The 24190-nt window shown below is 43.8% G+C and carries 27 protein-coding genes; 20 read left to right on the forward strand and 7 right to left on the reverse strand.

Features of this window, described 5'->3' with window-relative positions; all coding sequences use genetic code 11:
- Positions 1 to 127 precede the first annotated feature (127 nt).
- The 9 genes from hemC (at position 128) to EOD41_RS13870 (ending at position 8506) form a co-directional block, all read left to right on the forward strand.
- Entirely contained in the window at positions 128 to 1702 is a 1575-nt protein-coding gene (gene hemC / locus EOD41_RS13830) for a hydroxymethylbilane synthase (RefSeq protein ID WP_127705906.1), read from the forward strand.
- A 94-nt stretch (positions 1703 to 1796) separates the two neighbouring features.
- A complete protein-coding gene (hemB, locus tag EOD41_RS13835; RefSeq protein WP_127706264.1) occupies positions 1797 to 2768 on the forward strand; it encodes a porphobilinogen synthase in 972 nt (323 codons plus the stop codon).
- Positions 2769 to 2923: 155 nt separating this feature from the next.
- Positions 2924 to 4288, forward strand: a complete 1365-nt coding sequence (hemL, locus tag EOD41_RS13840; RefSeq protein WP_205780564.1) for a glutamate-1-semialdehyde 2,1-aminomutase — start codon at positions 2924 to 2926, stop codon at positions 4286 to 4288.
- A 5-nt stretch (positions 4289 to 4293) separates the two neighbouring features.
- On the forward strand, positions 4294 to 5163 hold the full coding sequence (locus EOD41_RS13845; RefSeq protein ID WP_127705908.1) for a sensor histidine kinase: 870 nt from the start codon (positions 4294 to 4296) through the stop codon (positions 5161 to 5163).
- A gap of 14 nt (positions 5164 to 5177) precedes the next feature.
- Positions 5178 to 5882, forward strand: coding sequence for a response regulator transcription factor (locus EOD41_RS13850; RefSeq protein ID WP_127705910.1), 705 nt, complete (start codon positions 5178 to 5180; stop codon positions 5880 to 5882).
- 2 nt (positions 5883 to 5884) lie between these two features.
- A complete protein-coding gene (locus EOD41_RS13855; RefSeq protein WP_127705912.1) occupies positions 5885 to 6406 on the forward strand; it encodes a tetratricopeptide repeat protein in 522 nt (173 codons plus the stop codon).
- 127 nt (positions 6407 to 6533) lie between these two features.
- Entirely contained in the window at positions 6534 to 7559 is a 1026-nt protein-coding gene (gene hemE, locus EOD41_RS13860) for a uroporphyrinogen decarboxylase (protein ID WP_127705914.1), read from the forward strand.
- A gap of 79 nt (positions 7560 to 7638) precedes the next feature.
- Complete coding sequence (gene hemJ / locus EOD41_RS13865) at positions 7639 to 8190, forward strand: protoporphyrinogen oxidase HemJ (protein ID WP_127705916.1); 552 nt, start codon at positions 7639 to 7641, stop codon at positions 8188 to 8190.
- The gene (locus EOD41_RS13870; protein ID WP_127705918.1) at positions 8183 to 8506 is read left to right on the forward strand and encodes a hypothetical protein; all 324 of its coding nucleotides are present in this window, start codon (positions 8183 to 8185) and stop codon (positions 8504 to 8506) included. The genes hemJ and EOD41_RS13870 overlap by 8 nt, the downstream gene beginning before the upstream one ends.
- Before the next feature lie 21 nt (positions 8507 to 8527).
- On the opposite strand, the gene EOD41_RS13875 is transcribed toward EOD41_RS13870, so the two are convergent.
- Positions 8528 to 8665, reverse strand: a complete 138-nt coding sequence (locus EOD41_RS13875) for a type II toxin-antitoxin system VapB family antitoxin (RefSeq protein ID WP_127705920.1) — start codon at positions 8663 to 8665, stop codon at positions 8528 to 8530.
- Between the two features lie 71 nt (positions 8666 to 8736).
- On the opposite strand from EOD41_RS13875, the gene EOD41_RS13880 reads away from it, so the two are divergent.
- From EOD41_RS13880 to EOD41_RS13915, 8 genes are all read left to right on the forward strand, one after another.
- Positions 8737 to 9306 carry an RNA polymerase sigma factor gene (locus tag EOD41_RS13880; RefSeq protein WP_127706268.1) on the forward strand — a complete coding sequence of 190 codons (570 nt, stop codon included), beginning with the start codon at positions 8737 to 8739 and terminating at the stop codon, positions 9304 to 9306.
- The gene (locus tag EOD41_RS13885) at positions 9275 to 10066 is read left to right on the forward strand and encodes a hypothetical protein (protein ID WP_127705922.1); all 792 of its coding nucleotides are present in this window, start codon (positions 9275 to 9277) and stop codon (positions 10064 to 10066) included. Before EOD41_RS13880 ends, EOD41_RS13885 begins: the two co-directional genes overlap by 32 nt.
- A 29-nt stretch (positions 10067 to 10095) precedes the next feature.
- The gene (locus tag EOD41_RS13890) at positions 10096 to 10932 is read left to right on the forward strand and encodes an outer membrane beta-barrel protein (protein ID WP_127705924.1); all 837 of its coding nucleotides are present in this window, start codon (positions 10096 to 10098) and stop codon (positions 10930 to 10932) included.
- A gap of 422 nt (positions 10933 to 11354) precedes the next feature.
- A complete protein-coding gene (gene hemA, locus EOD41_RS13895; RefSeq protein WP_127705926.1) occupies positions 11355 to 12578 on the forward strand; it encodes a glutamyl-tRNA reductase in 1224 nt (407 codons plus the stop codon).
- A 156-nt stretch (positions 12579 to 12734) separates the two neighbouring features.
- Positions 12735 to 13187, forward strand: a complete 453-nt coding sequence (locus EOD41_RS13900; RefSeq protein WP_127705928.1) for an RDD family protein — start codon at positions 12735 to 12737, stop codon at positions 13185 to 13187.
- A gap of 50 nt (positions 13188 to 13237) precedes the next feature.
- The gene (locus tag EOD41_RS13905) at positions 13238 to 14068 is read left to right on the forward strand and encodes an alpha/beta hydrolase family protein (RefSeq protein ID WP_127705930.1); all 831 of its coding nucleotides are present in this window, start codon (positions 13238 to 13240) and stop codon (positions 14066 to 14068) included.
- A gap of 34 nt (positions 14069 to 14102) precedes the next feature.
- Positions 14103 to 15098: an MBL fold metallo-hydrolase gene (locus EOD41_RS13910; RefSeq protein WP_127705932.1), complete on the forward strand. Its 996-nt coding sequence runs from the start codon at positions 14103 to 14105 to the stop codon at positions 15096 to 15098.
- 82 nt (positions 15099 to 15180) lie between these two features.
- Entirely contained in the window at positions 15181 to 15858 is a 678-nt protein-coding gene (locus tag EOD41_RS13915; protein WP_127705934.1) for a hypothetical protein, read from the forward strand.
- On the opposite strand, the gene EOD41_RS13920 is transcribed toward EOD41_RS13915, so the two are convergent.
- Positions 15859 to 17595: a thiamine pyrophosphate-dependent enzyme gene (locus EOD41_RS13920; protein WP_127705936.1), complete on the reverse strand. Its 1737-nt coding sequence runs from the start codon at positions 17593 to 17595 to the stop codon at positions 15859 to 15861.
- Positions 17596 to 17743: 148 nt separating this feature from the next.
- On the opposite strand from EOD41_RS13920, the gene EOD41_RS13925 reads away from it, so the two are divergent.
- Positions 17744 to 18232, forward strand: coding sequence for a cytidine deaminase (locus EOD41_RS13925; protein WP_127705938.1), 489 nt, complete (start codon positions 17744 to 17746; stop codon positions 18230 to 18232).
- A 2-nt stretch (positions 18233 to 18234) separates the two neighbouring features.
- Positions 18235 to 18894, forward strand: a complete 660-nt coding sequence (locus EOD41_RS13930; RefSeq protein WP_127705940.1) for a GDSL-type esterase/lipase family protein — start codon at positions 18235 to 18237, stop codon at positions 18892 to 18894.
- Between the two features lie 60 nt (positions 18895 to 18954).
- Here EOD41_RS13930 and EOD41_RS13935 read toward each other — a convergent pair whose 3' ends face one another.
- Positions 18955 to 19371: a nuclear transport factor 2 family protein gene (locus tag EOD41_RS13935; protein WP_127705942.1), complete on the reverse strand. Its 417-nt coding sequence runs from the start codon at positions 19369 to 19371 to the stop codon at positions 18955 to 18957.
- A 174-nt stretch (positions 19372 to 19545) separates the two neighbouring features.
- Here EOD41_RS13935 and EOD41_RS13940 point away from each other — a divergent pair, with 174 nt between their 5' ends.
- Complete coding sequence (locus EOD41_RS13940) at positions 19546 to 20055, forward strand: YdeI/OmpD-associated family protein (protein WP_127705944.1); 510 nt, start codon at positions 19546 to 19548, stop codon at positions 20053 to 20055.
- Between the two features lie 60 nt (positions 20056 to 20115).
- On the opposite strand, the gene EOD41_RS13945 is transcribed toward EOD41_RS13940, so the two are convergent.
- The 4 genes from EOD41_RS13945 to EOD41_RS13960 form a co-directional block, all read right to left on the reverse strand.
- Positions 20116 to 20544, reverse strand: a complete 429-nt coding sequence (locus EOD41_RS13945) for a nuclear transport factor 2 family protein (RefSeq protein ID WP_127705946.1) — start codon at positions 20542 to 20544, stop codon at positions 20116 to 20118.
- A 223-nt stretch (positions 20545 to 20767) separates the two neighbouring features.
- Positions 20768 to 22018: a threonine ammonia-lyase IlvA gene (gene ilvA, locus EOD41_RS13950; protein WP_127705948.1), complete on the reverse strand. Its 1251-nt coding sequence runs from the start codon at positions 22016 to 22018 to the stop codon at positions 20768 to 20770.
- A gap of 3 nt (positions 22019 to 22021) precedes the next feature.
- A complete protein-coding gene (locus EOD41_RS13955) occupies positions 22022 to 23188 on the reverse strand; it encodes a 2-isopropylmalate synthase (protein ID WP_127705950.1) in 1167 nt (388 codons plus the stop codon).
- A 126-nt stretch (positions 23189 to 23314) separates the two neighbouring features.
- Positions 23315 to 24073, reverse strand: a complete 759-nt coding sequence (locus EOD41_RS13960; RefSeq protein WP_127705952.1) for a methyltransferase domain-containing protein — start codon at positions 24071 to 24073, stop codon at positions 23315 to 23317.
- Between the last annotated feature and the right edge of the window lie 117 nt (positions 24074 to 24190).

Here is a 24190-nt window from a genome sequence, read left to right on the forward strand (position 1 = left end):
TAAAAATTCGGGAAAGCTTAATCATCCATAAATAAGTCAATACGTCAGCCTATTTTCATATCCTTAATAATTAGTTAAATCATCCCCGTAAAAAATTAACTTTGCGCTTCAAACAGATAAAATTCTTTTGGAAAGAACACTTACAATAGGTACTCGCGGAAGCGAACTAGCGCTATGGCAGGCAAACTTTGTTAAAAACAGTCTGGCCGCTATCAATATTAACGCCGAACTGAAGATCATTAAAACACAGGGCGACCGCATACTCAACCTGAGTTTTGACAAACTGGAAGGCAAAGGTTTTTTTACTAAAGAACTGGAAGAAGAACTGCTGGCCGGTACCATTGACCTGGCCGTGCATTCGCATAAAGACCTGCCTACCGAAAACCCGCCTGGGCTTATCATCGCCGCCGTGTCTGAAAGGGAAGATCCTTCTGAACTGCTTTTGATCTTGAAAGATTGTGTTGATGTGCGTCAAAAACTGTCGGTTAAATACGGCGGCATTGTGGGTACATCCTCAAACAGGCGCAAAGCGCAGCTATTGGCTCTGCGCCCTGACCTTGAGATTGAAGACCTGCGAGGTAACGTACCCACCCGTGTTGGCAAGCTTCGTGATGAAGATTACGACGCTATTATGCTGGCCAAGGCCGGTGTGCATCGCCTGGGACTTGATCTAAGCGAATTCCATGTAGAAGAACTTACGCCAACTGAATTTATACCGGCACCTGCACAAGGCGTTTTGGCGATACAAATACGCGAAAGCGATACCGAACTTTACCAGGCGTTACAGGCGCTGCACCATCAGGATGTGGCCGACGAACTGGCTGTTGAACGTAAAGTATTGAAACTTTTCGGCGGCGGTTGCCATTTGCCTTTAGGCTGCTATTGCCGTAAAGACGACGATAAATACCAGGTATTTACCTCCAAAGCAGACGATGGCGAAGGTTTCCCTGACAGACTTTTTATTGAGACTGACAACACAGAAGGACTTGCCGAGCGTGTAGTTGCTAAATTTGGTAAGGATAGAAAATTTCCTCAAAAGGTATTCATTTCACGTGAGGTATCGGAAAATAGCTATTTCCGTAAAGCGCTTGCAAAACATAATATTGAGATTGAGGCACGTTCGCTGATACGTACTGTGCCGGTGATTACCAAGCTTGATCCGTACATATTGCGCGATACCGACTGGATTTTCTTCACCAGCCGTAACGCGGTTGATTATTTCTTCGGTTTGAAGCCGCAATTACCTAAAAAAGTAAAATTTGGAGTAATGGGCTCAGGTTCTGAAGACGCGCTGCGCAGGCACGGTTATTTTGCAGAGTTTACAGGTGAAAGCAATGATACCACTGAGGTGGCAACCGATTTTGCTAAACTGGCTAATGGAACTAACGTAACATTCCCGGGTGCGGCAAGCCCAATGCGCAGCATACATCAGGGATTATCAGCTGATACCAAGATCATCGACCTGCCCGTTTATGAAACCGTATTGGAAGAAGATGTGGAAGCCACGGCTGCCGATGTGTTGGTGTTTACCAGCCCGTCAAACGTCGATGCTTACTTTGTTGATAACCTGCTCGAGCCAAACCAAAAGGTAGTGGCCATAGGTAAATCAACAGGAAAGAAATTTGAAGAAATGGGTGTTAGATATACGCTTCCTTTCTCGCCAGACGAAGTGGGGCTGGCCGAGGCGGTGTTTGGGATATAGATTAGTCCATGGTCAATAGTCGATAGACCATAGAACATTATTATAAAACAGGAATTACCATGGACCATCGACTATGGACTATGGATCAGAAGCTATGCTACAACGACCAAGAAGAAACAGGAAAAGCGAGGTGATTAGGCAGATGGTGCAGGAAACGCATGTTTCGGCGGCTAACCTGATCTTCCCCTTATTTATAATTGAGGGCGAGAACCAGAAAACCGAGGTATCATCAATGCCCGGTATTTTTAGGTATTCGATAGATAATTTGCTGCGTGAGGTAGAAAGCTGCATGAATTTGGGCTTAAAGTCATTTGACTTGTTCCCGAACATCAGCGAAGAACTTAAAGATAAATACGCAACTGAAAGTCACCGTGATGAAAGTCTTTACCTGCGTGCTATTCGCGCGGTTAAAACCAATTTCCCGGAAGCGTGCGTAGTAACTGATGTGGCGATGGATCCATACAGCAGTGACGGGCACGACGGTATCGTGGAGAACGGCGAAATACTGAACGACGAAACGCTTGAGGTACTGGGCAAAATGGCCCTGGCGCATGCGCAAAGCGGAGCTGATATCATTGCCCCGTCAGACATGATGGACGGCAGGGTAGGCTACATCAGGCAGGTGTTAGACGATAATGGCTTTAAGCATGTGTCTATCATGTCGTACACGGCTAAATACGCAAGTGCTTTTTATGGACCTTTTAGGGATGCGTTAAACTCGGCACCCAAGTTTGGTGATAAGAAAACCTACCAGATGAACCCTGCCAACCAGCGCGAAGCCTTAATTGAAGCCAACCTGGATGAAACGGAAGGTGCCGACTTCTTAATGGTAAAACCGGCCCTGGCTTATCTGGACGTGATTAAACTATTGAAAGATAATACTGAGCTGCCGATAGCTGCTTATAACGTAAGCGGCGAATATGCCATGCTAAAAGCCGCTGTGCAAAAAGGTTGGCTTAACGAGCAGCGTGCCGTAACCGAGGTGCTCACCAGCATCCGCCGTGCAGGGGCAACGGCGATATTAACGTACCATGCCAAAGAGGTGTTGGTTAATAAATGGTTGTAACAACATACGAATAATAATCGTCATTGCGAGGAACGAAGCAATCTCTACACATGCAAATCGGCATGAAAAGTTCAAAGATTCCTTCGTTCCTTGCAATCACGAAGGAATAAAACATTAGAATTTAGAAATTAGCATTTAGAATTTCAACAGCATATATGTTCGATTCAATAAAAAAGATATTTTCAGGAGACGAGAACGAGCCGGTGAACACAACGGGTAAACCTGATATCAGCAGGGAAAAGTCGGCTGAGCTATATGAAAAAGCCAAGACCTACTTTCCGGGCGGAGTAAACTCACCGGTAAGGGCGTTCAAGTCGGTTTACGGTACGCCGCTTTTTATTGAAAAAGGCGATGGCTGTCATGTTTGGGATGCTGATGGTAATCAGTTTATTGATTTCTGCTGCTCGTGGGGACCGCTTATTTTAGGGCATAATCACGCTAAGGTTCGTGAAAAAGTTGTTGAGGTGATACAGAACGGCATTTCGTTTGGAGCACCTACAGCGCTTGAAAATGAACTGGCCGAACTCATCCTGAAACATAATAAATTTATTGAAAAGATACGCTTTGTAAGCTCGGGTACCGAGGCGGTGATGTCGGCCATCAGGCTGGCGCGCGGTTATACTAAGCGTGATAAAATATTAAAGTTTGAAGGCTGCTATCATGGTCATTCAGATTCGCTGCTGGTAAAGGCAGGATCGGGGTTGGTTACTTTTGGTGAAACCTCATCGGCAGGTGTGCCTAAGGCTTTTGCCGATGAAACCATTGTGATCGCCCTGAATGATAAAGAAGCATTGCAAAAAGCTTTTGAAGAATTCAAAGATCAGATAGCCGCTGTGATTATCGAGCCTGTTCCGGCAAACAACGGATTATTGCTTCAGCATAAAGAATATCTGCAATACCTGCGTGAAATATCAGCTCAAAACGGTACGCTGCTGATATTTGATGAAGTGATATCAGGATTCCGTTTGGGCTTCGAGGGTGCTGCGGGATACTATGGCATTAAACCCGACATTATTACTTACGGCAAGATCATCGGCGGTGGTATGCCGGTAGGCGCGTATGGTGCTTCGACACAAATTATGGATACCATTTCACCTGTTGGTCCGGTTTATCAGGCAGGTACGCTTTCGGGTAACCCGGTTGCTATGGGTGCAGGCATTGCACAGTTAACAGAGCTTTTACGCAGTGGCTTTTACCGGGACCTTAATGCCAAGGCCGAAGAGTTTGCCGAAGCCATACAGCGTTTTGCAACAGCACGCAACTATAAATTTAAGGTGTTTACTATTGGATCAATGTTTTGGTTTGCGTTTACTGATAAAGATATTCGCAAGGCTGAGGATATTGATCCGGCGAGTATGGAAAAATTCAAGATCATGCATCGCGAATTGCTTAACCGCGGCATTTATCTTGGTCCGTCGGGTTATGAAGTTGGCTTTGTATCATCGGCCCATACAAAAGTTGATCTTGAAAAGGCAAAACGTGCTATATTTGATAGTTTAGATCTGGTTTTCAGAGGATAAGGAATATGAAAAGATCATTAGTAATATTTTACGCTATCATCATCTATGCGCTGGCACAGCTGTCGTGGTGGGGATATATGCTGTTTAAACTACAACCCGGACGCTTTGGAATGATCATGGGCGAAGGGTCGATATTCCTGCTGGTGTTCTTCCTTGGCGCGTATTATATGCACAAATCGTTAAACAAAGAGCTTAAGCTGCACGAGCAAAAAAAGAATTTCCTGCTTTCGGTAACACACGAACTGAAATCACCCCTGGCTTCTATAAAACTATTACTGCAAACCATACAAAAGCGTGATCTTACCAAAGCGCAGGTACTTGATTTTATCGACAAATCTCTAAACGACATTGAGCGCTTAGACGATATGGTAGAGAACATGCTGCTGGCATCAAAGATTGAAAATCATTCATATAGTTTCCCGAAAGCTACTTTTAACCTGTCAAACCTGGTTGACAATATTGTAAACAGGCTTCAGATAAGTAAATGCGACTGCAACCAGCAGATCATTAACGCTGAGATTGAACCCAAAATAGAGATCACGGGAGATAAATTCGCGCTCACATCTGTAGTTACCAATTTGATTGAGAATGCGGTAAAATACTCGAAACCTTGCCAGTCGTTAGACGTAAAGCTGTTTAAAAAGGAAGGCAAAATTTGCCTTGAAGTAGCCGATCATGGCATAGGTATAGCCGATGCCGAGAAAAGCCGTATTTTTGAACGGTTTTATCGTGTTGGCAGCGAAGATACGCGCAACACAAAAGGTACAGGCTTGGGGTTGTACATAGTAAAACAAGTACTTGATAAACACGAAGCAACCATAAAAGTAAGGGATAATAAACCGTCGGGCAGTGTGTTTGAGGTTGTGTTCGGGTAATTAATTATAAACACATGCAAAACAAAAAACGAATTCTGTTAGCCGAAGATGAAGAACATCTGTTAGAGGCTATAAAACTAAACCTTGAACTGGAAGGATACAAAGTATCAACCGCAAAAAATGGTAAAAAGGCGCTTCAGCTGTTTAAAGAAGAGCGCTTTAACCTGGTGATACTTGACGTAATGATGCCCGAAATTGACGGCTTTGTGGTTGCTGAAACCATCAGGCTGGAGAACAGCGAGGTGCCCATTATGTTCCTTACTGCAAAGAACACCAACGAGGATAAAATCACCGGTCTTAAAAAAGGGGCTGATGATTATCTGACCAAACCCTTCAACCTTGAAGAACTGATTTTAAGGGTGAATAACCTGGTTAAGCGCGGCCTTAAAGGTGAAGACCTGAAAGAGTTTAACAGCTACAAAATAGGCGAGAAAACCATCCACTTCAACTCGTTCGAACTGGTTAACGAAGATGAATCTATAACGCCGCTTACAAAAAAAGAGACCATGTTGCTGAAGCTATTGATTGAGCGCCGTAACGAGGCTGTATCGCGCGAGCAGATATTGGAAACCGTTTGGAATTATGACGTTTACCCGTCAACCCGTACTATTGATAACTTTATACTGACGTTTCGTAAATATTTTGAACCCGATCCGAAAAACCCGGTCTACTTCCATTCTATTCGTGGTGTGGGTTACAAGTTTACCGATAACCATTAGTAATGTTCACTAACCAGGCGCGTGTATTTGTTTCGCTGATGTTTTTGGCGCTGGCAGCTTTCTTTATATACCAGCATACTTACCAACTTGCGGCCGTAGCATTGCTGCTGACAGGTTTCCTGGTTTGGGGATATTTCAAGGAAGGTACCATTGTACTGGCCGCCCGCCATTTTCATCATAAAGAATATGACAAAGCTGAAAAGCTGCTGCGTCAGGTACGCAATCCTGAGTATTTAAGCAAGAAGCGCCGCGGCTTTTACGAGTTTATAATGGGAGGTATCAACCTGCAAAAACGTGAGTTTGATGCTGCTGAAAGGCACTATGAAATTGCCGCGCAATATCCGCTACGATCGGTTAACGACCATGTGGCCGCGTTGGTACATGTAGCTAACATCAGTATACGTAACGGCAATTATGAAAAGGCCGAGGCTTACCTTGGTTTGGCCGATAAACATAAAGACAGTATTACAGCAAAAATGCGCGAGGTATTAAGCACGCTGCATAAAGAATTAAAAAAACACTAAATATGGCATAATTAAATCAATGTCATTTCGAACGATAGTGAGAAATCTTCTCAAAGAACTTGTCGCAGAAGATTTCTCCTTGTTCCTCGTCGAAATGACAAAATTGATAAGTAATGCCGAGCATAATATGAGAGATTCGTTATTAATAAAAGCCGCTTTTTCAGAATCCACAGAACGCCCGCCGGTATGGATGATGCGCCAGGCAGGCCGCTTTATGCCACAGTACTGGGAGATAAAAAACAAGTACTCTTTTCTGGAAATGTGCAAAACGCCCGAAATCGCCGCAGATGTAACCATGCTGCCTGTTGACCTGCTGGGTATCGACGGCGCTATTTTTTTTTCAGACATTTTGGTTACCGGCGAGGCCATGGGTGGCGATTTGAGCTTTGAACAAGGTGTTGGTCCGCGGTTTGCCAATCCGGTACGCAACGCCGCCGATATTGATGCGCTGGAGACAGACGTGATGGACAGGCTGCAATACGTAGCCGATGCTATTAAAGTAATTCAGCAACGCCTTAACGGCAGTATCCCGCTGATAGGTTTTGCCGGCGCGCCATTTACCGTAATGAGTTATCTTGTTGAAGGCGGTTCGTCAAAAGATTTTAAACGCACCAAGCTTTTACTGCATAACGAACCTGAACTGGCGCACCGACTGCTTTCAAAAATAGCGACTGTTACTGCCGATTACCTGAACCTGCAAATAGCCGCCGGTGTAAACGCCGTGCAGATATTTGACAGTTGGGCACTGGCTTTAGCATGGGATGATTACAAAGAGTTTTCGCATAAATATATTACCGAAATTATCAGCAAACTGAACCGTAAGGATATCCCGGTGATATCCTTCTGTAAAGGCAGTTCAGTATTCGCGCCGCTAATGGCCGAGGCTAAGCCGGATGTTATTTCTATCGACTGGAATGTTGATCTGCTTGATATGAAAAAACGTCTGCCTCAAGGCATTGCCGTGCAGGGCAATCTTGACCCGCATATTTTGTATGCTGATAGAAAAGTAATTAAAGAGCGTATCCACCGCCTGTTCGACCGCATGCGCGGCGAAGACGGCTACATCTTCAATCTGGGCCACGGCATAATGCCTGATATCCCGTTTGATAATGTGAAGTACGCTATTGAAGTAGTGAAGGAATACAGATACTAAGCCCCCTAACCCCCTAAGGGGGACCGACGGGCGCTTTTAATATAATAACTTTTATTCCCCCTTCAGGGGGTTAGGGGGCATGGACTACTATTTATATATTAAATCCATACACATCATTTTTGTAGTCTGCTGGATGGCGGGGCTGTTTTATATTGTGCGCTTGTTTATTTACCATACCGAGGCACAGCAAAAGCCTGAGCCTGAAAAAAGTATCCTGTCCAGGCAGTTCGAGATAATGGAGCGGCGGTTGTGGTATGTTATTTCTGTACCTTCCATGATCATAACGATTGCAGCGGGTATAACTATGCTCATTTTAATGCCAGCCTGGTTACAGCAAGGTTGGATGCACATTAAACTTACTTTTGTTTTAGGATTAGTGGCCTATCATCACATCTGCCAAAGTAAAATGAAACAGATGCGTAACGGCGTGTTCAAGTGGACATCAACCCAGTTGCGCATCTGGAACGAGGTGGCTACTATTTTTCTATTCGCTATAGTTTTCCTTGTGGTGTTAAAAAGCTCTTTGAATTGGATATTCGGTTTAATAGGGCTGGTGCTATTCGCCCTTATCATTATGTCGGCAGTGAAGATTTATAAGTATTTCAGGGAGAAATCAAATAAGGATGGCTAATCTTAAACAAAAAGTACTTGCAATTGAAGTTCAAATTAAACAGCTTGTTAAGCAATATTGTACTGAAAATTATTGGATAACCCATTATGGTTCATTTGATATTCATCCTAAGCATTTAGTGTATTGGATATGTGTTAAGTCTGATAAAATGAAAGCTTCACTTGAACAAAATACTATTTTAAATGAGCAATTAAGATTTGTCTTGCGGGATAATGACTATCCCGAGGAAGGAATTAATCATGTTCATATCGGTTTTGAATCGCAGGAAACAGTAGATAGGGAATCAGATGGTAATTGGTGGTTCCATTGGAAATAGATATAATGCCAATAATATAAATTAACCCTCATTTCGTTTTTTTTCTTCATAGAATGCAATAAGTAGCCGTAAAGCTTTCTCAATCAATTCCTTTTTATCCTTAATTCCAGTTAGTTTAATTGCTTCTTCAAGTAGGGTGGTATCAACCGATATCTTCATAAAATAAATTTATAATTTTTTTCTCACCCCTTGCAACCATTCCGTCCAAACTTTCATCTTACCTTTAAATGATGTTTTTGGAACGAACCTTTACAATTGATGATCTGATAAAACGCTGCAAAGGGGGCGACCGTAAAGCATGCGAAATGCTGTACAAACAGTTCGCTTCAAAAATGCTGGCTGTTTGCCTCCGCTACGCTGTCGACCGTATGGAGGCCGAGGACATGCTGCAGAACGGGTTCATTAGGGTGTTCAATAAGTTGAACGACTACAGGGGAGAAGGTTCATTTGAGGGGTGGATTCGCCGCATTATGGTGCACTGCTCAATTGAATATTACCGCAAGCGTCACAAAATGATGCAGGTGGTTGATATTGATGAGTCGGGGTACGAGCCGTCGGTAAACGCGGCTGCAGCCGCCAATCTCGACGCTAAAGACCTGATGGCCATAATACAGCAGCTTGCGCCCGGTTACCGCATGGTGTTTAACCTGTATGCTATTGAAGGTTACTCACACAAAGAGATAGCGGAAATTTTAGGCATAACCGAGGGCGCCTCAAAATCGCAGTTGTCTAGGGCACGTACAATATTGAAAGACTTGATTGCTAATAGTGAAAAAAAAAGATATGAATATGCAGGATAAGGAATTGGATGCGCTTTTCAGGGATAACCTGGAAAATATGGAAGTGGAACCTTCTGCTAATTTATGGGCAGGCATTGCCGCCGGTCTTGATCAGCCTGAAACAAAGAAAAGGCCACTTGTGCAGTACTTGAGTATTGCCGCTACCATTGTTGTGCTTATAACCGCAGGTATATTATTTATACCTAAACATAAGCCTAAACAACAAGGTACTGCAATGGCAAAGGTAAAAACCCGGCCTGTTAAAAAAGCGGTTGAAATCGTACCTGCAGCGCCGCAGCCGGAAGCCGCTCCGCTTGTTAAAACTGAATCAAAAGCAGAGCAAATTGCTGTTATAAAACAAGCATCGCCGAAGGTGGAAAAAGTCGAAGCTGTAGTTAAACAGCCTGCTGAAGTAACAGTTACTGAACTTCCACATATAGTACAGCAACAACAAGCCATAGCCGCTGTAACGCCAAAAACTGATAACCCTAATCCGGTGGTGCCTGATAATGATGTGCCGCTTAGTCAAAAAAATATTCAGACTGAAACAGAACCTTTTAAAAACAAGCCTGTAGTAATGGCACAGGCAAATTTGTCGAAGGCAGAAACACAGCAAGTTCAACCCGAAAAAAAGAAACGCTCACGCGGACTTGGGGGATTATTAAGCTCGCTGGTAGCAAAAATTGATAAACGTGAAGATAAACTGGTGGAGTTTGACGAGAACCAGAAACTAACAGGCATAAACCTTGGAATACTTAAAATAACAACTGAACAAGAATAACAAACTACAATACACTTACACAATTATATATGAAACGCTTATTTTTTACTGTGATAGCCGGTTTATTTACTGCCGGTGCATTTGCCCAAACGGATACTACCATTACCACAACAACCACAACTGTTATTACAAAAACCGATACTGTTGTTACTACCGATACAGTTAAAACAACAAAGCGCAAATTTAAATTTAGCTGGGATGCCAATAATCGTGATACCATTCGCCATGAGGCCAAAAAATCACCTGGATGGTCGTTTGGTGTAACGCTTTCACGCATCGATATAGGCTTTGCTACGCTGAATGATAACGGCAGCTTTAAACTATCGCCGGAGAATGAATTCCTGCGCTACCGCTCATGGAAAAGCAGCAACTTCGCGTTCGACTTTGTGCAACTGGGTTACCGCTTTAACAGTGCATTTAAAATTTATGTATCAGGTGGTTTCGAGTGGACAAAATTCCGCCTGCGTGAAGATGTTACCCTGCAACGTTTTCAGCCGCAGCTAACATATGAAGAAAGTCCTGTTGACTTTGATAAAAACAATTTCTCATTTACCTACTTCCGTATACCGCTTAGTTTTTATTGGAGAAGCCATGATGATAAGGATGGCCACCGTTTCAGTGTAGTTGCCGGCCCAACTTTAGGCTTGCTGATTAACGGTTATACCAAGCAAAAAAGCGACGAAAACGGTACGCAAAAGTTCAGTGGCGGATATAACCTGGCCAAGGTACAATATGGAGCGCACCTGCGTGCAGGCTACGGCGGTATAGGCTTCTTTGCTAAGTATTACTTTAACGATATGTTTGACGATAGCCCGGCACAAAAAGGCCTGCGTTTATTTACTGTAGGCGCAACAGTTGGATTTTAATTAACAACATAAAAAACAAAAAAGCGAAACAGGCAACTGTTTCGCTTTTTTGTTTTAAGCCGTATATAAAAAAAGCAGGTAATTGGCCTTGCGCTTTATCCCTGCTCACTTAATCTTTAACTATTAACCGACAGTAAATTAAATCTGTTAGTTGATATAAAGATAGTAATTGTTTTTGTAGTTTAATAAATGTTGTGCTAATTAAGTTTGCGAATTTTTTTTTATTACTTACAGATGTAAGTACGGAGGCAACTATTTATCATTTTTGTGAGTAATTGATATTGTAAGCAGGGAAAATTTAATGGTCAAAAACAGGTTAAAACAATCTATTTATAATCGTTCTAAATACCTCTGTTTGACAAAGTATTGACATAGCTACTCTATTATAAAGTTATTTTTGTTGGGTTAAAATTTAAACTGAGTTGAAGTATTTAAAGGTTATAGCTTTTACGCACAAGCAGATCGAGCTGAAGGAGTTGGGAAAGTTGGTTATTTGCCAGGAAGATCTTACCGAGAAGCTTCAACAGGTGAAAGTGCAGTTTGGCATTTCTGAGCTGTTTTACCTTGCTACCTGTAACCGTGTTGAGTTTGTGATGGCTACATCACACCAGGTTGACAGGGCTTTTGCTGAAAAGTTTATCAGTTTTTTAAATATGGGTTTGTGCTCGCACTACATGGGCACTTTTCTAAACGCCGCTTCAATTTATGAAGGTCAGGAAGCGCTTAACCATCTGCTGCGTACTTCATGCTCGTTAGAAAGCCTGGTAGTTGGCGAAAAAGAAATACTTGCGCAGCTGCGCAAAGCCTACGAAAACGGCCGCGAAGCAGGCCTTACCGGCGATTACCTGCGATTGGTGATGAACTGTGTGGTAAAAACCGCTAAAGAGGTTTATACCCACACCAACATCTCAAAAAATCCTATCTCAGTTGTATCGCTTGCCTACCGTAAACTTAAAGACCTCAAACTTTGCTCAAATGCCCGCATCCTGATTATCGGTGCAGGTGAAACCAACCGTAACATCAGCAAGTATTTGCAAAAGCATAAGTTCAGCAACTTTGTGGTATTTAACCGCACGGTTGAAAAGGCGCAGCTACTGGCAGCCGATCTTAACGGTGAGTTTTACAGCTTAAAAGATCTTAAGAATTATAAAAGCGGCTTTGATGCCATTATTACCTGTACATCAGCAACGCAGCCTATCATTACGCCCGAGCTTTACACTTCGTTACTGAATGGCGAAACCGGACGTAAAACCATTGTCGATTTGGCAGTGCCTAATGATACCGCGCCCGAAGTGCTTGAGCAATTTCCGGTAAACTTTATTGAGGTGCACTCGCTTAACGAGGTAGCCAAAAAGAACCTTCAGGAACGTTACCAGGAACTGGTGCACGCCGAAGCCATCATCGAACAGAATATTGGCGAGTTTTTAATGCAATTAAAACAGCGTCGTATTGAAATTGCCATGCGCAAGGTGCCCGAAAAAATCAAAGAAATACGCAGCACCGCCCTGAACAGCGTGTTCGTCGATGAAGTTCAAGGCATGGATCAGCAATCACGCGAGGTACTTGAAAAGGTGATCGCCTACATGGAAAAGAAATATATCAGCGTGCCAATGGTAATGGCTAAGGATATATTGATCAACAACTAAATTCCTCTGTTTCCTTTTGAAAAGCAATGGCAGTGTCCTTTGTGTCTGCATCCCTGCTTTACGCTTATACTGCACAGGCCTTAGCCGCGTGGCCGGTATCCGCTGCAATTAGGTTTAAATTGCAATGATAGTGCTGTTTTTATATCTTTAAGGTTTATGATATTTAAACAGGTAAACCCTAAGCCGCACATCAAGTCACGTATTATTGCCACTTTAATAGACTACGCTATTTTTAGCGTCTTTAGTGTTATTTACATAATAGCATTTGACGATGACCCTGAACCCGGGCGTGCTACAGTAAATGGTTTGCCGGCCCTGGTGCCTGTATTGCTATGGTTTGTTTACTTCCCGCTTCTTGAAAGCATAAATAGTACTACGCCCGGCCATGATATTTGTAAATTAAAAGTTGTAGGACTGAAGGGCCAAAAAATATCTTTTGGGCAAGCTTTCAAAAGGCGCATTTGTGATTTTATTGATTTAGGCTTATACGGATTACCGGCGTTGATCTGCGTTGCAAAAACAGAGAAACATCAGCGTATTGGTGATTTGTGGGCAGGTACGCTCGTTGTGAAAAAAGAAGATGTCGAAGAAACCGAGGTTACGTTTTAAAACAAGTGCCTTATAAACAAAGCGCCTCATTTACCGTTACTTTACCAGTCATGATTGTAAAGGAAAATTTTGTTACCCCCGGTGCTAAAGGCCGCGCCATTTACCTGGATATTACATATAACGACACTGCCCGAAACGCTCCGCTGGTAATTTTCGCGCACGGATTTAAAGGCTTCAAAGATTGGGGCACGCACGATCTGGTAGCCCGTCAATTTGCCGAGAACGGCTTCAGGTTTCTAAAATTCAACTTCTCGCACAACGGCACAACGCCCGAAACGCTAACCGAATTTACTGACCTTACCGCTTTCAGCGAAAACACATTCTCAATCGAACTCGACGATCTGAAATATGTGATCGATTTTGCTTTCAGCGGCTCGGCGTTTACGCCGGTTCAGGGCGTGTACCTGGTAGGGCACAGCATGGGCGGCGGCCTCAGCGTAATACAGGCCGCTGAGGATTCACGTGTAAAAAAGTTGGTGACTATGGCCGCGGTTGCTACCTTCCGTAACCTATGGCCACGTCAGGTTGAAAAGCAATGGAAGTTACAGGGCGTAATGCATTTTCCAAACTATCGTACCGGTCAGCAAATGCCCGTAAAATCAACGCTGCTCGATGACTTAGATAAGAGCCCTGAGCGATTAAATATCATCATGCGAGCAACAGAAATTACCTGTCCGTGGCTTATTGCCCACGGTGACGCTGATACCACTGTTCCGCTGAGCCATGCGGAGGAACTGCATGCGGCAAACCCTGCGTCCGAGTTACTGGTTATCCGTAACGGCGACCATGTTTTCGGCGGGAAGCATCCGTATTTTGAAAAGAGCTTACCACCCGATCTGCTTGCTTTTTGTAACCGTGCGATAGGTTTTTTAAATAATTAAAATGTTTAGCCGTATCGGTCGTCTGTAATAATATATGAGCATACAAGGTTCCCGAAAAGAAGGAAAAGAATATATCAATATCATCCCAACAGACGCAGCAGGTTTTAACCGGCTGTTACCCATACTTAAAGAATATATTACCAATAAAGAAGAGAACGTGCCTAAAAAAACAATGGGGCCGTTCACTACCGATATATCTGTTTACAAAAACCAGCCATCAAGCGGCTTGCGCATAACCTGGATAGGCCACTCAAGCCTGCTGATAGAGGTTGACGGCAAACGCCTGCTTACTGATCCGGTATGGAGCGACAGGGTTTCGTTTTCACAAAGCATCGGCCCTAAGCGCTTCTTTAAGCCCTCACTTAAGCTCATCGACCTGCCGCCGTTGGATGCTATCATCCTTTCGCACGATCATTATGACCATCTCGATAAAAACACCATCAAGTTTTTCGCAGGTAAAAATATACCGGTGATATGTTCGCTTGGGGTAGGGCAATACCCAGTAAAATGGGGCATCGCTAAAAACCTGGTAACCGAGCTTGATTGGAGGCAAAGCACCATGGTTGGCGATCTGAAAATTACGGCTACTCCGGCGAGGCATTTCTCGGGGCGTGGTATGTTTAACCGTAACCAAACGCTCTGGTCGTCATGGGTAATAAAAGGCCCGCAACACAATATATTTTTCGGTGCCGATTCAGGTCCTTCGCCAAGCTTTAAGGATATTGGCGACACATACGGGCCGTTCGACCTGACCATGCTTGAAATAGGGGCATACGGCCGCTACTGGCCCGACATACACATGGGGCCGTACCATGCTGCTGATGCGCATCTCGCTCTAAAAGGAAAAATAATGATGCCGATACATTGGGGTACGTTTAACCTTGCGCCGCATGCCTGGTATGCGCCGCCGCAAAACCTTGTAGCTAATGCAGTCGAAAAAAGTATTCAGCTGTTTATGCCCGAGCCCGGCAAGCCTACTGAAGTAAATGGCGCTTACAACTCTAACTGGTGGGTTAAATATCTTTCTTAGTTCATGCTTAAGTCACAATATAAAATCGGCTTTATGGCAAGGTTAACTTATGGGTACCTTGCCACTTTAATCGTCAACCCCTATGACACATGACCTTTCAGGCCTCAAAAGCGGCCTTTTGCGTATTATTATATACGGCGTATTTATTTATGGGCTTGCTGAAGTTATCCGCTGGGACGCTGCCGCCAAAGTAACAATTAATGAAGCAAAAGTATCTGAGGCATCATTTACCGAGTTTTTGCAAAGCATCTTCCTGGCAATTTCTGCTGCACTATATTTAGGTGTGTTTTTTAAGTATGAGCAATTAAAGCCCCTTGCTTTTTTCTTATTCTCATTCGCGCTGGCATCCTTCATCCGTGAGCAAGATTCATGGCTTGACGAGCGCGTGTTCAATAATGCATGGCAAGTTGGCGTATTTTCTTTGTTAGCCGTATTGTTATATTACCTGTGGCGCAATGGAACCCGATTTTTGCAAACGGTCTCATTATATGTAAACTCACTCCCTTTCGGACTAATGCTGGCAGGCTTTCTCACTACCTATATTTTTTCACGGCTGTATGGCCGCACCAAATTTTGGGAAGAGGTAATGGAAGAAAGATATTTCCGCACGGTAAAAAACGTCTCTGAAGAAAGCATAGAACTACTTGGCTACTTCATATTGGTGATAGCCGCCATTGAGTTTTTCCTTTGCGCGAAACACTACGTGCGTAAAATAACCGAAACTATTAAGCAAGATAGGGCCAAAGCTGTACTGATCTAGTTACAGCAGATCTTTAATATGCTTATAGTTCGACTTAACAGTATCCAGCACTTCATCCATACGGCCGTTTAATACCAACTTGGCCATTGACAAAGCCATGCCTTTTACCTGCTCAAATTCTACTCTTGGTGGCATGGCAAGCGCGTTAGGGTCTGTCATGATATTGATAAGCGCCGGTCCTTCGTATGCAAAGGCCGATTGCAGCGCAGCCCGCACACCCGATGCATCGTTAACTGTATAGCCTTTCATGCCCATCGCCTGTGCTACCAGCGCGAAGTCGGGGTTGTGCATGTCGGTTTGCCAATCGGGGAGTCCGGCCACTTCCATTTCAAGCTTAACCATACCCAACGAACGGTTATTAAATACAATCACCTTAACGGGGAGTTTGTATTGAACAATTGTTGCCAGATCGCCCAAAAGCATAGAAAGGCCGCCGTCGCCGCAAAGCGCTATTACCTGCCTGCCGGGGCAAGCCAGCGCAGCGCCAATAGCATGGGGCATAGCATTTGCCATTGAGCCATGATTGAATGATCCCAGCATACGACGCTGACCGGTTGCATTGATATAACGTGCGCCCCAAACACAGCTCATACCGGTATCAACTGTGAAAATGGCATCGTGGCTGGCCAGTTCGTCAATGCAGCGTGATACAAATTCAGGATGTATGTTGCCGGGTTCGCCGGTATCATTTACATACGTATCCAGTTTCTTTTTTACTTCGCTGTAAAACTCAAGTTGCTCATGTAAAAAGCTGCTATCGGTTTGCTGACTAACCAGTGGTAGTAATACATGTAGCGTATCTTTAACATTTCCGCACAGACCGATATCAACATTTGCGCGGCGGCCAATTCGCTCAGGTTTGTTGTCTATCTGAACGATGGTACACTTGTCCGGAATAAAATTAGCATACGGAAAATCGGTGCCTAATAATAAAATCAGGTCGGCTTCGTGCATGGCATGGTAAGCAGATGGTAGCCCCAGCAGGCCGGTCATGCCAACTTCATTTGGGTTATCATACTGGATGTCCATTTTTCCACGGAACGAATATGCTACAGGCGCATGCAGCTTTTGAGCTAACGCGACAACCTCATCGTGCGCGCCGGCGCAACCTATACCACAAAAAATAGTGATCTTTGTATGTTGGGAAAGTACCGATGCGAGGTTTTGCAATTCAATATCTGAGGGACGTATCACCGGCTCGGGGTGGAAGTTTTGCATAGCGGTCATGATTTCCTCGGCGTCCAGCCCGGCAAGGTCACCCGGAAGGCCAAGTACCGCTACGCCTTTTTTATTTAATGCCGCCTGTATAGCGCCCTGCAGCATGCGCGGCATTTGTTTGGCGGTTACAGCTAAGTTGTTATAGTGGCTGCAATCTGCAAACAGTTTTATGGTATTGGTTTCCTGGAAATATTCGGTGCCGTATTCGGTAGACGGAATGGTTGAAGCAATGGCCAGAACCGGTGCCCCGGCACGATGGGCATCATACAAACCGTTTATCAGGTGCACATGGCCCGGGCCGCTGCTGCCTGCGCAGCAGGCAAACCCGGTAAGCTCCGCTTCTGCGGCAGCCGCGTAGGCGCCGGCTTCTTCGTGCCTTACGTGTATCCACTGGATATTCCCATTGCGCCGCACAGCGTCGTTCACCTCATTTAAACTATCGCCTGTAACAGCGTATATGCGTTTTATGCCTGCATTTACAAGCATTTCTACCAATTGGTCGGCTACCGTTTTTGCCATGATACTATATTATGTTTAAATATCGTTTTAATCACAACCAATGGGCATTATATGAGTTTTGAAAAATGTAAATTGCCGTAAATTATGACAGAAGAAATATTTTAAACCTTATATTGTGTGCCCTTTTACCATAAAGGGCTGATTTTAAATGACAGATAAACAAATACAAATTGTATTTAAAGAATACCAAAATATTGATGAATTAACTACAGCCGACAAGCAGCTATGCCTTAAAGCGGTAAAATCTTTTGAAACATCACATTCCCCTTATTCACACTTTAGGGTAGGGGCGGCGCTGCAATTAGAAAGCGGTAATATACTCTACGCAAGTAATCAGGAGAACGTAGCTTACCCATCAGGCTTGTGCGCCGAGCGTGTTGCCTTATTTCACTGGAGCTCGAACCATGCCACAGACCCGATAATTACCATGGCCGTTACTGCGCACACTGATGAGTTTAAAGTTGTTAAGCCTGTAACATCATGTGGCGCATGCCTGCAAGTAATGGCTGAGTGCGAAAAGATGCAAGGTAAGCCAATCCGAGTATTGTTATACTGCATTGATGGCCCAGTTTGGGAAGTTACCGGCGTACAAAGTTTTTTGCCATTTTTGTTTTTTGAAGATCGACTAACACACTAACTATGAAACTGAAATTATTCCTGTTATTATTTCTTGTTGTATCAGCTACACAGCTTAAAGCCCAAACAGGCTTTCCGTTTGATAACGAGGTACGTGAATTTAAACATGCTGACAGCCTGAACATGCCTAAACCGGGCGGTATTTTGTTCATCGGTAGTTCGTCTATCCGTTTATGGAGCGATCTTGAGCAGCGTTTTGTCGGTAAACCAATAATAAAACGCGGACTTGGCGGGTCGCAGCTTTGGCAATGGGTGAAGTATTATACGCCTTATGTGGTATACCCTTATCAGCCTGAAAAAATATTTTTGTATGCCGGTGAAAACGACATTGCCGATGGACGCAGCGGAAAGCAGGTTGCTGAAGATTTTGAAAATTTCTGGAAATTGGTAAGCACAAAGCTGCCTCACACTGAGTTTTATTTTTTAGCCATTAAGCCAAGCCCCAGCCGTGCAAAGTTTTTCAGCGAAGTAAATACGGCTAATAGTCTAATTAAAGAATCTATCAAAGGTAAACGCCGTACACATTTTATCGACGTAGCTTCGGTTATTTTGGATGAGAAAACCGGTCAGCCTGATTCATCATTATTTAAGCAGGACATGTTGCATCTTAATACTAAAGGGTATGATAAATGGCAGCGGGTTATTGAAAAATATATAAAATAAAAAACGCCCCTTATGGGGCGTTTTCTTTTAAAAAGACAAGAGTAAATAAACTAAAACTAATTATTTAAAAGTAGAGTGTACGCTGGTGATCTTCCAGCCGTTACCGGTGTTTGTAATAGTTACCAAATTGCTACGTGTGAAGCCTTCATATTCTAAGTCAACCTTTACTATAGCAACTTCGCCATTATTTTCGACAGTTGTGGTGTTTACTTTGCAGTCCTGAACGCTTTTGGTAGCTTTTAAATATTCAAGCATTTCTCTTTTGTCGAAGCTTAATTGCTTGCTGCCACGCATCATAGTAAATTTAGCGTCGGTGTCAAGCACTTTGCTAAGGCCTTCCAGTTTGCCATGGGTTACGGCTTCAATGTAAGTGTCAATAGCGTGTTGCTGAGTTAATTCTTCTTTATCGTTCGCTTTTACTACGTTAGCGGTTATTATTAAAGCTAAGCCTAACAGGAGTGATTTAAGAGTTTTCATTGTTATTGATGTTTAAGTTTTTGTTATTGTGATTATTTAATTTATATCTATAAGACAGAGATAACATTCCATTCGTTACAGTACTTTTACTTTAAAAAGCATTTTTAACATTTATTTAACACTTTGCCCTTTTAACGAAGCTGATTGTAATAAACCTTGCCCTTTAAAGCATTTATGATTGAGTTTATCACAATAATTTTGCGATTTGCATCAAACGGTGAAAAAACCGGGTGGACATATATTGAAATTCCGGCCGATATAGCGCAGCAACTAAAGCCTGGTAACCGGCGGTCGTTCAGGGTGCGCGGGCTGCTTGATGCGCATCCAATTGCCGGCGTAGCCGTTATGCCATTGGGCGAAGGCAAGTTTATACTGGCGCTTAACGCGGATATGCGTAAAGGGATACATAAAGGCGAAGGCGCCATGCTGCAGTTACGCCTGGAAGAAGACACCGACTTTGTTGTATTGATGCCAGAAGATTTAGCCGAGTGCCTTGAATATGAACCTGAAGCCTATGAGTTTTTCAACAGTCTGGCAAAATCGCACCGTAACTATTTTATTAAATGGATTGACAGCGCCAAAACACAGGCCACCCGCGATAAACGCATAGCACAAACGGTTAATGCCATGGTAAAACGATGGGATTATGGTATGATGATACGTGCGTCGCGTAAAGATGTTTAAAAACAAACAGGCCGCGGTCTCGCACCACGGCCTGTTCCACAATTGTTAATACACCAATATTTACTTAAAAACCGAGCAAACATTAGTTATCTTCCAGCCGTCGGCGGTACGGGCAACGGTTACATAGTTGCTGCGTACAAAATTTTCATAAGCCATATCAACTTTTACTACAGCTACTTCGCTATTATCTTCAACCACAGTTGTGGTTACGCTGCAGCTTTGTTTTATATTTTTTAAGCTGGCTAAAAAGCTCATCATTTCAGTTTTGCTATAACTTAACATCACCTTTCCCTGCATAATGCAAAACTTGGTGTTGTTATCTATAACCTCTGCAAGGCCTTCAATCTTGCCATTGGCAATTGCATCAACATAGGTGCTGATAGCGTAATTTTTTGTTAGGCGGTCATCATTGTTTCTTGTTGCTGCGGAGGCGGTGGTAAGGCTCAGTATGAGCGCTATTACCGGTATAATTGTTCTAAGAGTTTTCATGGCGTTACTATTTAGTTATCTATTAAGATTTATATATAAGACAGCATAAAATTTTAAAGGGTTACACCCTTTTCGCAGATTTTTTAAATTATTCCATAATGTCAAAGAACGCAGAGATATTACTACGAATTTCTTCGTACAAATATCTACGATAGATTTCGTATATCAAAATAAAAAATTAAAAAAGCCTCGGTTTAAAGAGGCTTAAGATATTCCGGATGATTTATACCAGGTATTCAAATAAGGTTTGATCACGGTTGATCTCGATTACATCAAAGCGGTGTTCGGCCATGCGTTGCAGCAGGGCAGGGTAGTCGTCGGCTGATTTTAGTTCAATGCCCACCAGCGCGGGTCCGTTTTCTTTAGCGGTTTTTTTGATGAACTCAAAGCGGGTTATATCGTCACCGGGACCAAGGACGTTGTTAACGAATAATTTCAACGCGCCGGGGCGTTGCGGAAAGCGTACTATGAAGTAGTGTTTCAATCCTTCGTAAAGCAGTGATTTTTCTTTGATCTCGGCCATACGGTCGATATCATTGTTTCCACCACTTATAATACATACTACTTTTTTGCCTTTGATCTGTTCTTTACACAGGTCAAGCACCGCTACAGATAGGGCGCCGGCCGGCTCAACCACAATGGCATCTTCGTTATAAAGTTTAAGTATGGTAGTACATACTTTGCCCTCGGGTACCAGCAGCATATCGTCAAGCACCTCACGGCATATCTGGTAAGTAAGCTGGCCTACGCGTTTTACAGCGGCGCCATCTACAAAGCGGTCAATCTCATCAAGGGTAACAGGCTCATTATGGTTAAATGCGCCAACCATTGAAGGTGCACCCTCAGGTTCAACGCCAATCAGTAATATATCGGGGTTATTTTCTTTAAGATAAGTTCCTGTTCCGGATGCAAGTCCGCCGCCGCCAACAGGCATAATAACGGCTTCAACATCAGGTAACTCATTTAATATCTCCACGCCTACAGTACCTTGTCCTTCAATAACAGGGTAGGTATCAAACGGCGGAATAAAGGTCATTTTGTTGGCCTCGGTATACGCTAATGCTTCGCGCAGGCAATCGTCAAATGTATCGCCGGTAAGAACTATCTCTACATTACCGTTGCCAAACATTTGTGTTTGCTTGATCTTTTGCCTTGGTGTTATCTCCGGCATAAAAATCACGCCTTTAGTGCCCAGCTTTTTACACGAAAAGGCCACGCCCTGCGCATGGTTACCCGCGCTGGCGCATACTACGCCACGGCTCAGCTGCTCATCATTCAGTTGGCTTATCATATTATAAGCGCCCCGCAGTTTGTACGAGCGTACTACCTGCAAGTCTTCACGCTTCAGGTAAATCTCGCACTCATATTTTTCAGATAAGCCCGCGTTATATTGAAGTGGAGTATGGTTTACAACCCCGTCAAGGCGCTGGTAAGCTGCCGCGAAATCAAGCAGTTGTTTGGTTTCAGTACTCATTTATTATTGCTTTACCAGCTTGTTCGCCATCAGGCTTTGCAGGTCATCGTCATTTATATCCAGCTTTTTATCAGCCAGTGTCAAAAAGTTATGGTACACGTCAGCAAGTTCATCTTTGCTTAACTGGTATCCTAAACGCTCTAAGTGGAATTTCAAAGCATGGCGACCGCTACGTGCTGTCAACACGATACTGGCGCTTGGGAAACCTACGTCTTCAGGACGGATGATCTCGTAGTTCTCACGGTTTTTAAGGAAGCCATCCTGGTGTATGCCCGAGCTGTGTGCAAAAGCGTTGGCACCAACAATGGCTTTGTTAGGTTGCACCGGCATACGCATCTGGCTGCTTACCATGCGGCTTATCTCGTAAAATTTGGTAGCGTTGATGTTGGTGTGCAGGCCAAGGCTTTGGTGCGTTTTTAGAATCATCACCACCTCTTCTATCGAAGTGTTGCCAGCACGCTCGCCAATACCGTTTATTGTACCTTCAATTTGGCGCGCGCCATTTTGTACACCGGCAATTGAGTTGGCGGTAGCCAAACCAAGGTCGTTATGGCAATGTGCCGAAATAATGGCTTTATCGATATTTTTTACGTTCTCTTTCAGGAAACAGATCTTGCTGCCGTACTGGTCGGGCGTGCAATAGCCGTTGGTGTCGGGGATATTTACCACGGTTGCACCGGCGGCAATAACTGCTTCAACCATTTGTGCCAGGAACACAATATCAGCCCTGCCGGCATCCTCGGCGTAAAACTCCACGTCTTCAACAAACTTTTTGGCGTATTTAACCGCATCGACACCACGCTGTAGTATCTCTTCGCGCGTGCTGTTAAATTTTAGTTTGATGTGGGTGTCTGAAGCGCCTATGCCCGTATGGATACGCGGATGTTTGGCATATTTAAGCGATTCAGCAGCTGCGTCAATGTCGCCTTTGTTGGCGCGGGTAAGTGCGCAAATAGTGGGCTGTGTTACGGCTTTTGATATTTCAACAACGCTTTGAAAATCGCCGGGACTTGAAACAGGGAAGCCCGCTTCGATGATATCCACGCCCAGAGCCTCCAGTTCGCGTGCTATCTCAATTTTTTCGGGGGGGGTTAACTGGCAACCCGGTACCTGCTCGCCATCGCGCAGCGTGGTATCAAAAATGTAGACTCGGTTGGGATCGTGTAACATATTTTTAGATTTTAGATGTTAGATATGAGATTTGAGATTTTTCTCTCATCTAACCTAACATTGTTAATTAACTTTTTTCTTTTATTATGATGAGTGCAAGTTATCTCACATCTCATATCTCAATACTCAAATCTCTTTTACTGCCACAAAACGCAGCCTTTTGTAATCAGCATACCATTGGCCACCTTCGTTGTAATGCGGTTCAAGCAGGGCAGTAACTTCTGCCAGCATTTGTTTTTTCAACTCTTCTGGAACTCCTGCAAGGTAAAGCGGGGCAAACATCATTATCCATTTTGATACGCCCTGGTCGCCATCCTGCAAAGGTGTTTTACGATCGAAATGCGCCGCAAACGTTACCCTGAAACCATGTGCTTCCAGTTTGGTAGCATACTCGGCAACTGATGGAAAATACCATACCTGCGTTTCAGCCTGTTTGGCATAGCCATGGTTGCGTAGCACCTGTTTGGTAGCTTCAATCAGCTTTTGTACATTGCCTTTGCCGCCCATTTCGGCTACAAAGCGGCCGCGGGGTTTCAGGCTTTTATACACGCTATCCATCATGGCATCAGTATTCTTTATCCAATGTAATACCGCGTTGCTGAACACAGCGTCATATTGTTCTTTCGTTGTGAATGATGTAGCATCTTCAACCGCGAAATCAACATCAGGATAATTCACCCTGGCCTGCCGTATCATTTCGGGCGAACTGTCCGTGCCTTTTACCTTCGCGCCAAGTTCATGAATCTGCTGGGTTAAATAGCCGGTACCACAGCCCAGGTCAAGGATATGCTCACCCGGCTTGGCATCCAGCAACTCAAGCAGGTTTTCACCATACTTAAATACAAATGCATGTTTTTCGTCGTATAATTCAGCGTTCCATTTCATTTTATTCCGATTACACTGATTTTAGTTAATGATTTCACTGATTACTCTTCGATTTCACCAATGGCCTGAAACCAATTTTTCTTCATCTGTATATCCGCACATTTCCATATCTGCACA

This window comes from Mucilaginibacter limnophilus (assembly GCF_004005815.1).
GTDB lineage: Bacteria > Bacteroidota > Bacteroidia > Sphingobacteriales > Sphingobacteriaceae > Mucilaginibacter > Mucilaginibacter limnophilus.

Excerpts from the sequence above, each read along its gene's own strand:
- EOD41_RS13875 (WP_127705920.1), bottom strand. The coding sequence starts at position 8,665 with ATGAAGATATCGGTTGATACCACCCTACTTGAAGAAGCAATTAAACTA.
- EOD41_RS13915 (WP_127705934.1), top strand. The coding sequence starts at position 15,181 with ATGACACATGACCTTTCAGGCCTCAAAAGCGGCCTTTTGCGTATTATT.
- EOD41_RS13890 (WP_127705924.1), top strand. The coding sequence starts at position 10,096 with ATGAAACGCTTATTTTTTACTGTGATAGCCGGTTTATTTACTGCCGGT.
- ilvA (WP_127705948.1), bottom strand. The coding sequence starts at position 22,018 with ATGAGTACTGAAACCAAACAACTGCTTGATTTCGCGGCAGCTTACCAG.
- hemB (WP_127706264.1), top strand. The coding sequence starts at position 1,797 with ATGCTACAACGACCAAGAAGAAACAGGAAAAGCGAGGTGATTAGGCAG.
- EOD41_RS13945 (WP_127705946.1), bottom strand. The coding sequence starts at position 20,544 with ATGAAAACTCTTAGAACAATTATACCGGTAATAGCGCTCATACTGAGC.
- EOD41_RS13920 (WP_127705936.1), bottom strand. The coding sequence starts at position 17,595 with ATGGCAAAAACGGTAGCCGACCAATTGGTAGAAATGCTTGTAAATGCA.
- EOD41_RS13870 (WP_127705918.1), top strand. The coding sequence starts at position 8,183 with ATGGCTAATCTTAAACAAAAAGTACTTGCAATTGAAGTTCAAATTAAA.
- EOD41_RS13925 (WP_127705938.1), top strand. The coding sequence starts at position 17,744 with ATGACAGATAAACAAATACAAATTGTATTTAAAGAATACCAAAATATT.
- EOD41_RS13845 (WP_127705908.1), top strand. The coding sequence starts at position 4,294 with ATGAAAAGATCATTAGTAATATTTTACGCTATCATCATCTATGCGCTG.
- EOD41_RS13905 (WP_127705930.1), top strand. The coding sequence starts at position 13,238 with ATGATTGTAAAGGAAAATTTTGTTACCCCCGGTGCTAAAGGCCGCGCC.
- EOD41_RS13955 (WP_127705950.1), bottom strand. The coding sequence starts at position 23,188 with ATGTTACACGATCCCAACCGAGTCTACATTTTTGATACCACGCTGCGC.
- EOD41_RS13855 (WP_127705912.1), top strand. The coding sequence starts at position 5,885 with ATGTTCACTAACCAGGCGCGTGTATTTGTTTCGCTGATGTTTTTGGCG.
- EOD41_RS13935 (WP_127705942.1), bottom strand. The coding sequence starts at position 19,371 with ATGAAAACTCTTAAATCACTCCTGTTAGGCTTAGCTTTAATAATAACC.
- EOD41_RS13940 (WP_127705944.1), top strand. The coding sequence starts at position 19,546 with ATGATTGAGTTTATCACAATAATTTTGCGATTTGCATCAAACGGTGAA.
- EOD41_RS13900 (WP_127705928.1), top strand. The coding sequence starts at position 12,735 with ATGATATTTAAACAGGTAAACCCTAAGCCGCACATCAAGTCACGTATT.
- EOD41_RS13880 (WP_127706268.1), top strand. The coding sequence starts at position 8,737 with ATGTTTTTGGAACGAACCTTTACAATTGATGATCTGATAAAACGCTGC.
- hemE (WP_127705914.1), top strand. The coding sequence starts at position 6,534 with ATGAGAGATTCGTTATTAATAAAAGCCGCTTTTTCAGAATCCACAGAA.
- EOD41_RS13930 (WP_127705940.1), top strand. The coding sequence starts at position 18,235 with ATGAAACTGAAATTATTCCTGTTATTATTTCTTGTTGTATCAGCTACA.
- EOD41_RS13960 (WP_127705952.1), bottom strand. The coding sequence starts at position 24,073 with ATGAAATGGAACGCTGAATTATACGACGAAAAACATGCATTTGTATTT.
- EOD41_RS13910 (WP_127705932.1), top strand. The coding sequence starts at position 14,103 with ATGAGCATACAAGGTTCCCGAAAAGAAGGAAAAGAATATATCAATATC.
- hemJ (WP_127705916.1), top strand. The coding sequence starts at position 7,639 with ATGGACTACTATTTATATATTAAATCCATACACATCATTTTTGTAGTC.
- EOD41_RS13850 (WP_127705910.1), top strand. The coding sequence starts at position 5,178 with ATGCAAAACAAAAAACGAATTCTGTTAGCCGAAGATGAAGAACATCTG.
- hemL (WP_205780564.1), top strand. The coding sequence starts at position 2,924 with ATGTTCGATTCAATAAAAAAGATATTTTCAGGAGACGAGAACGAGCCG.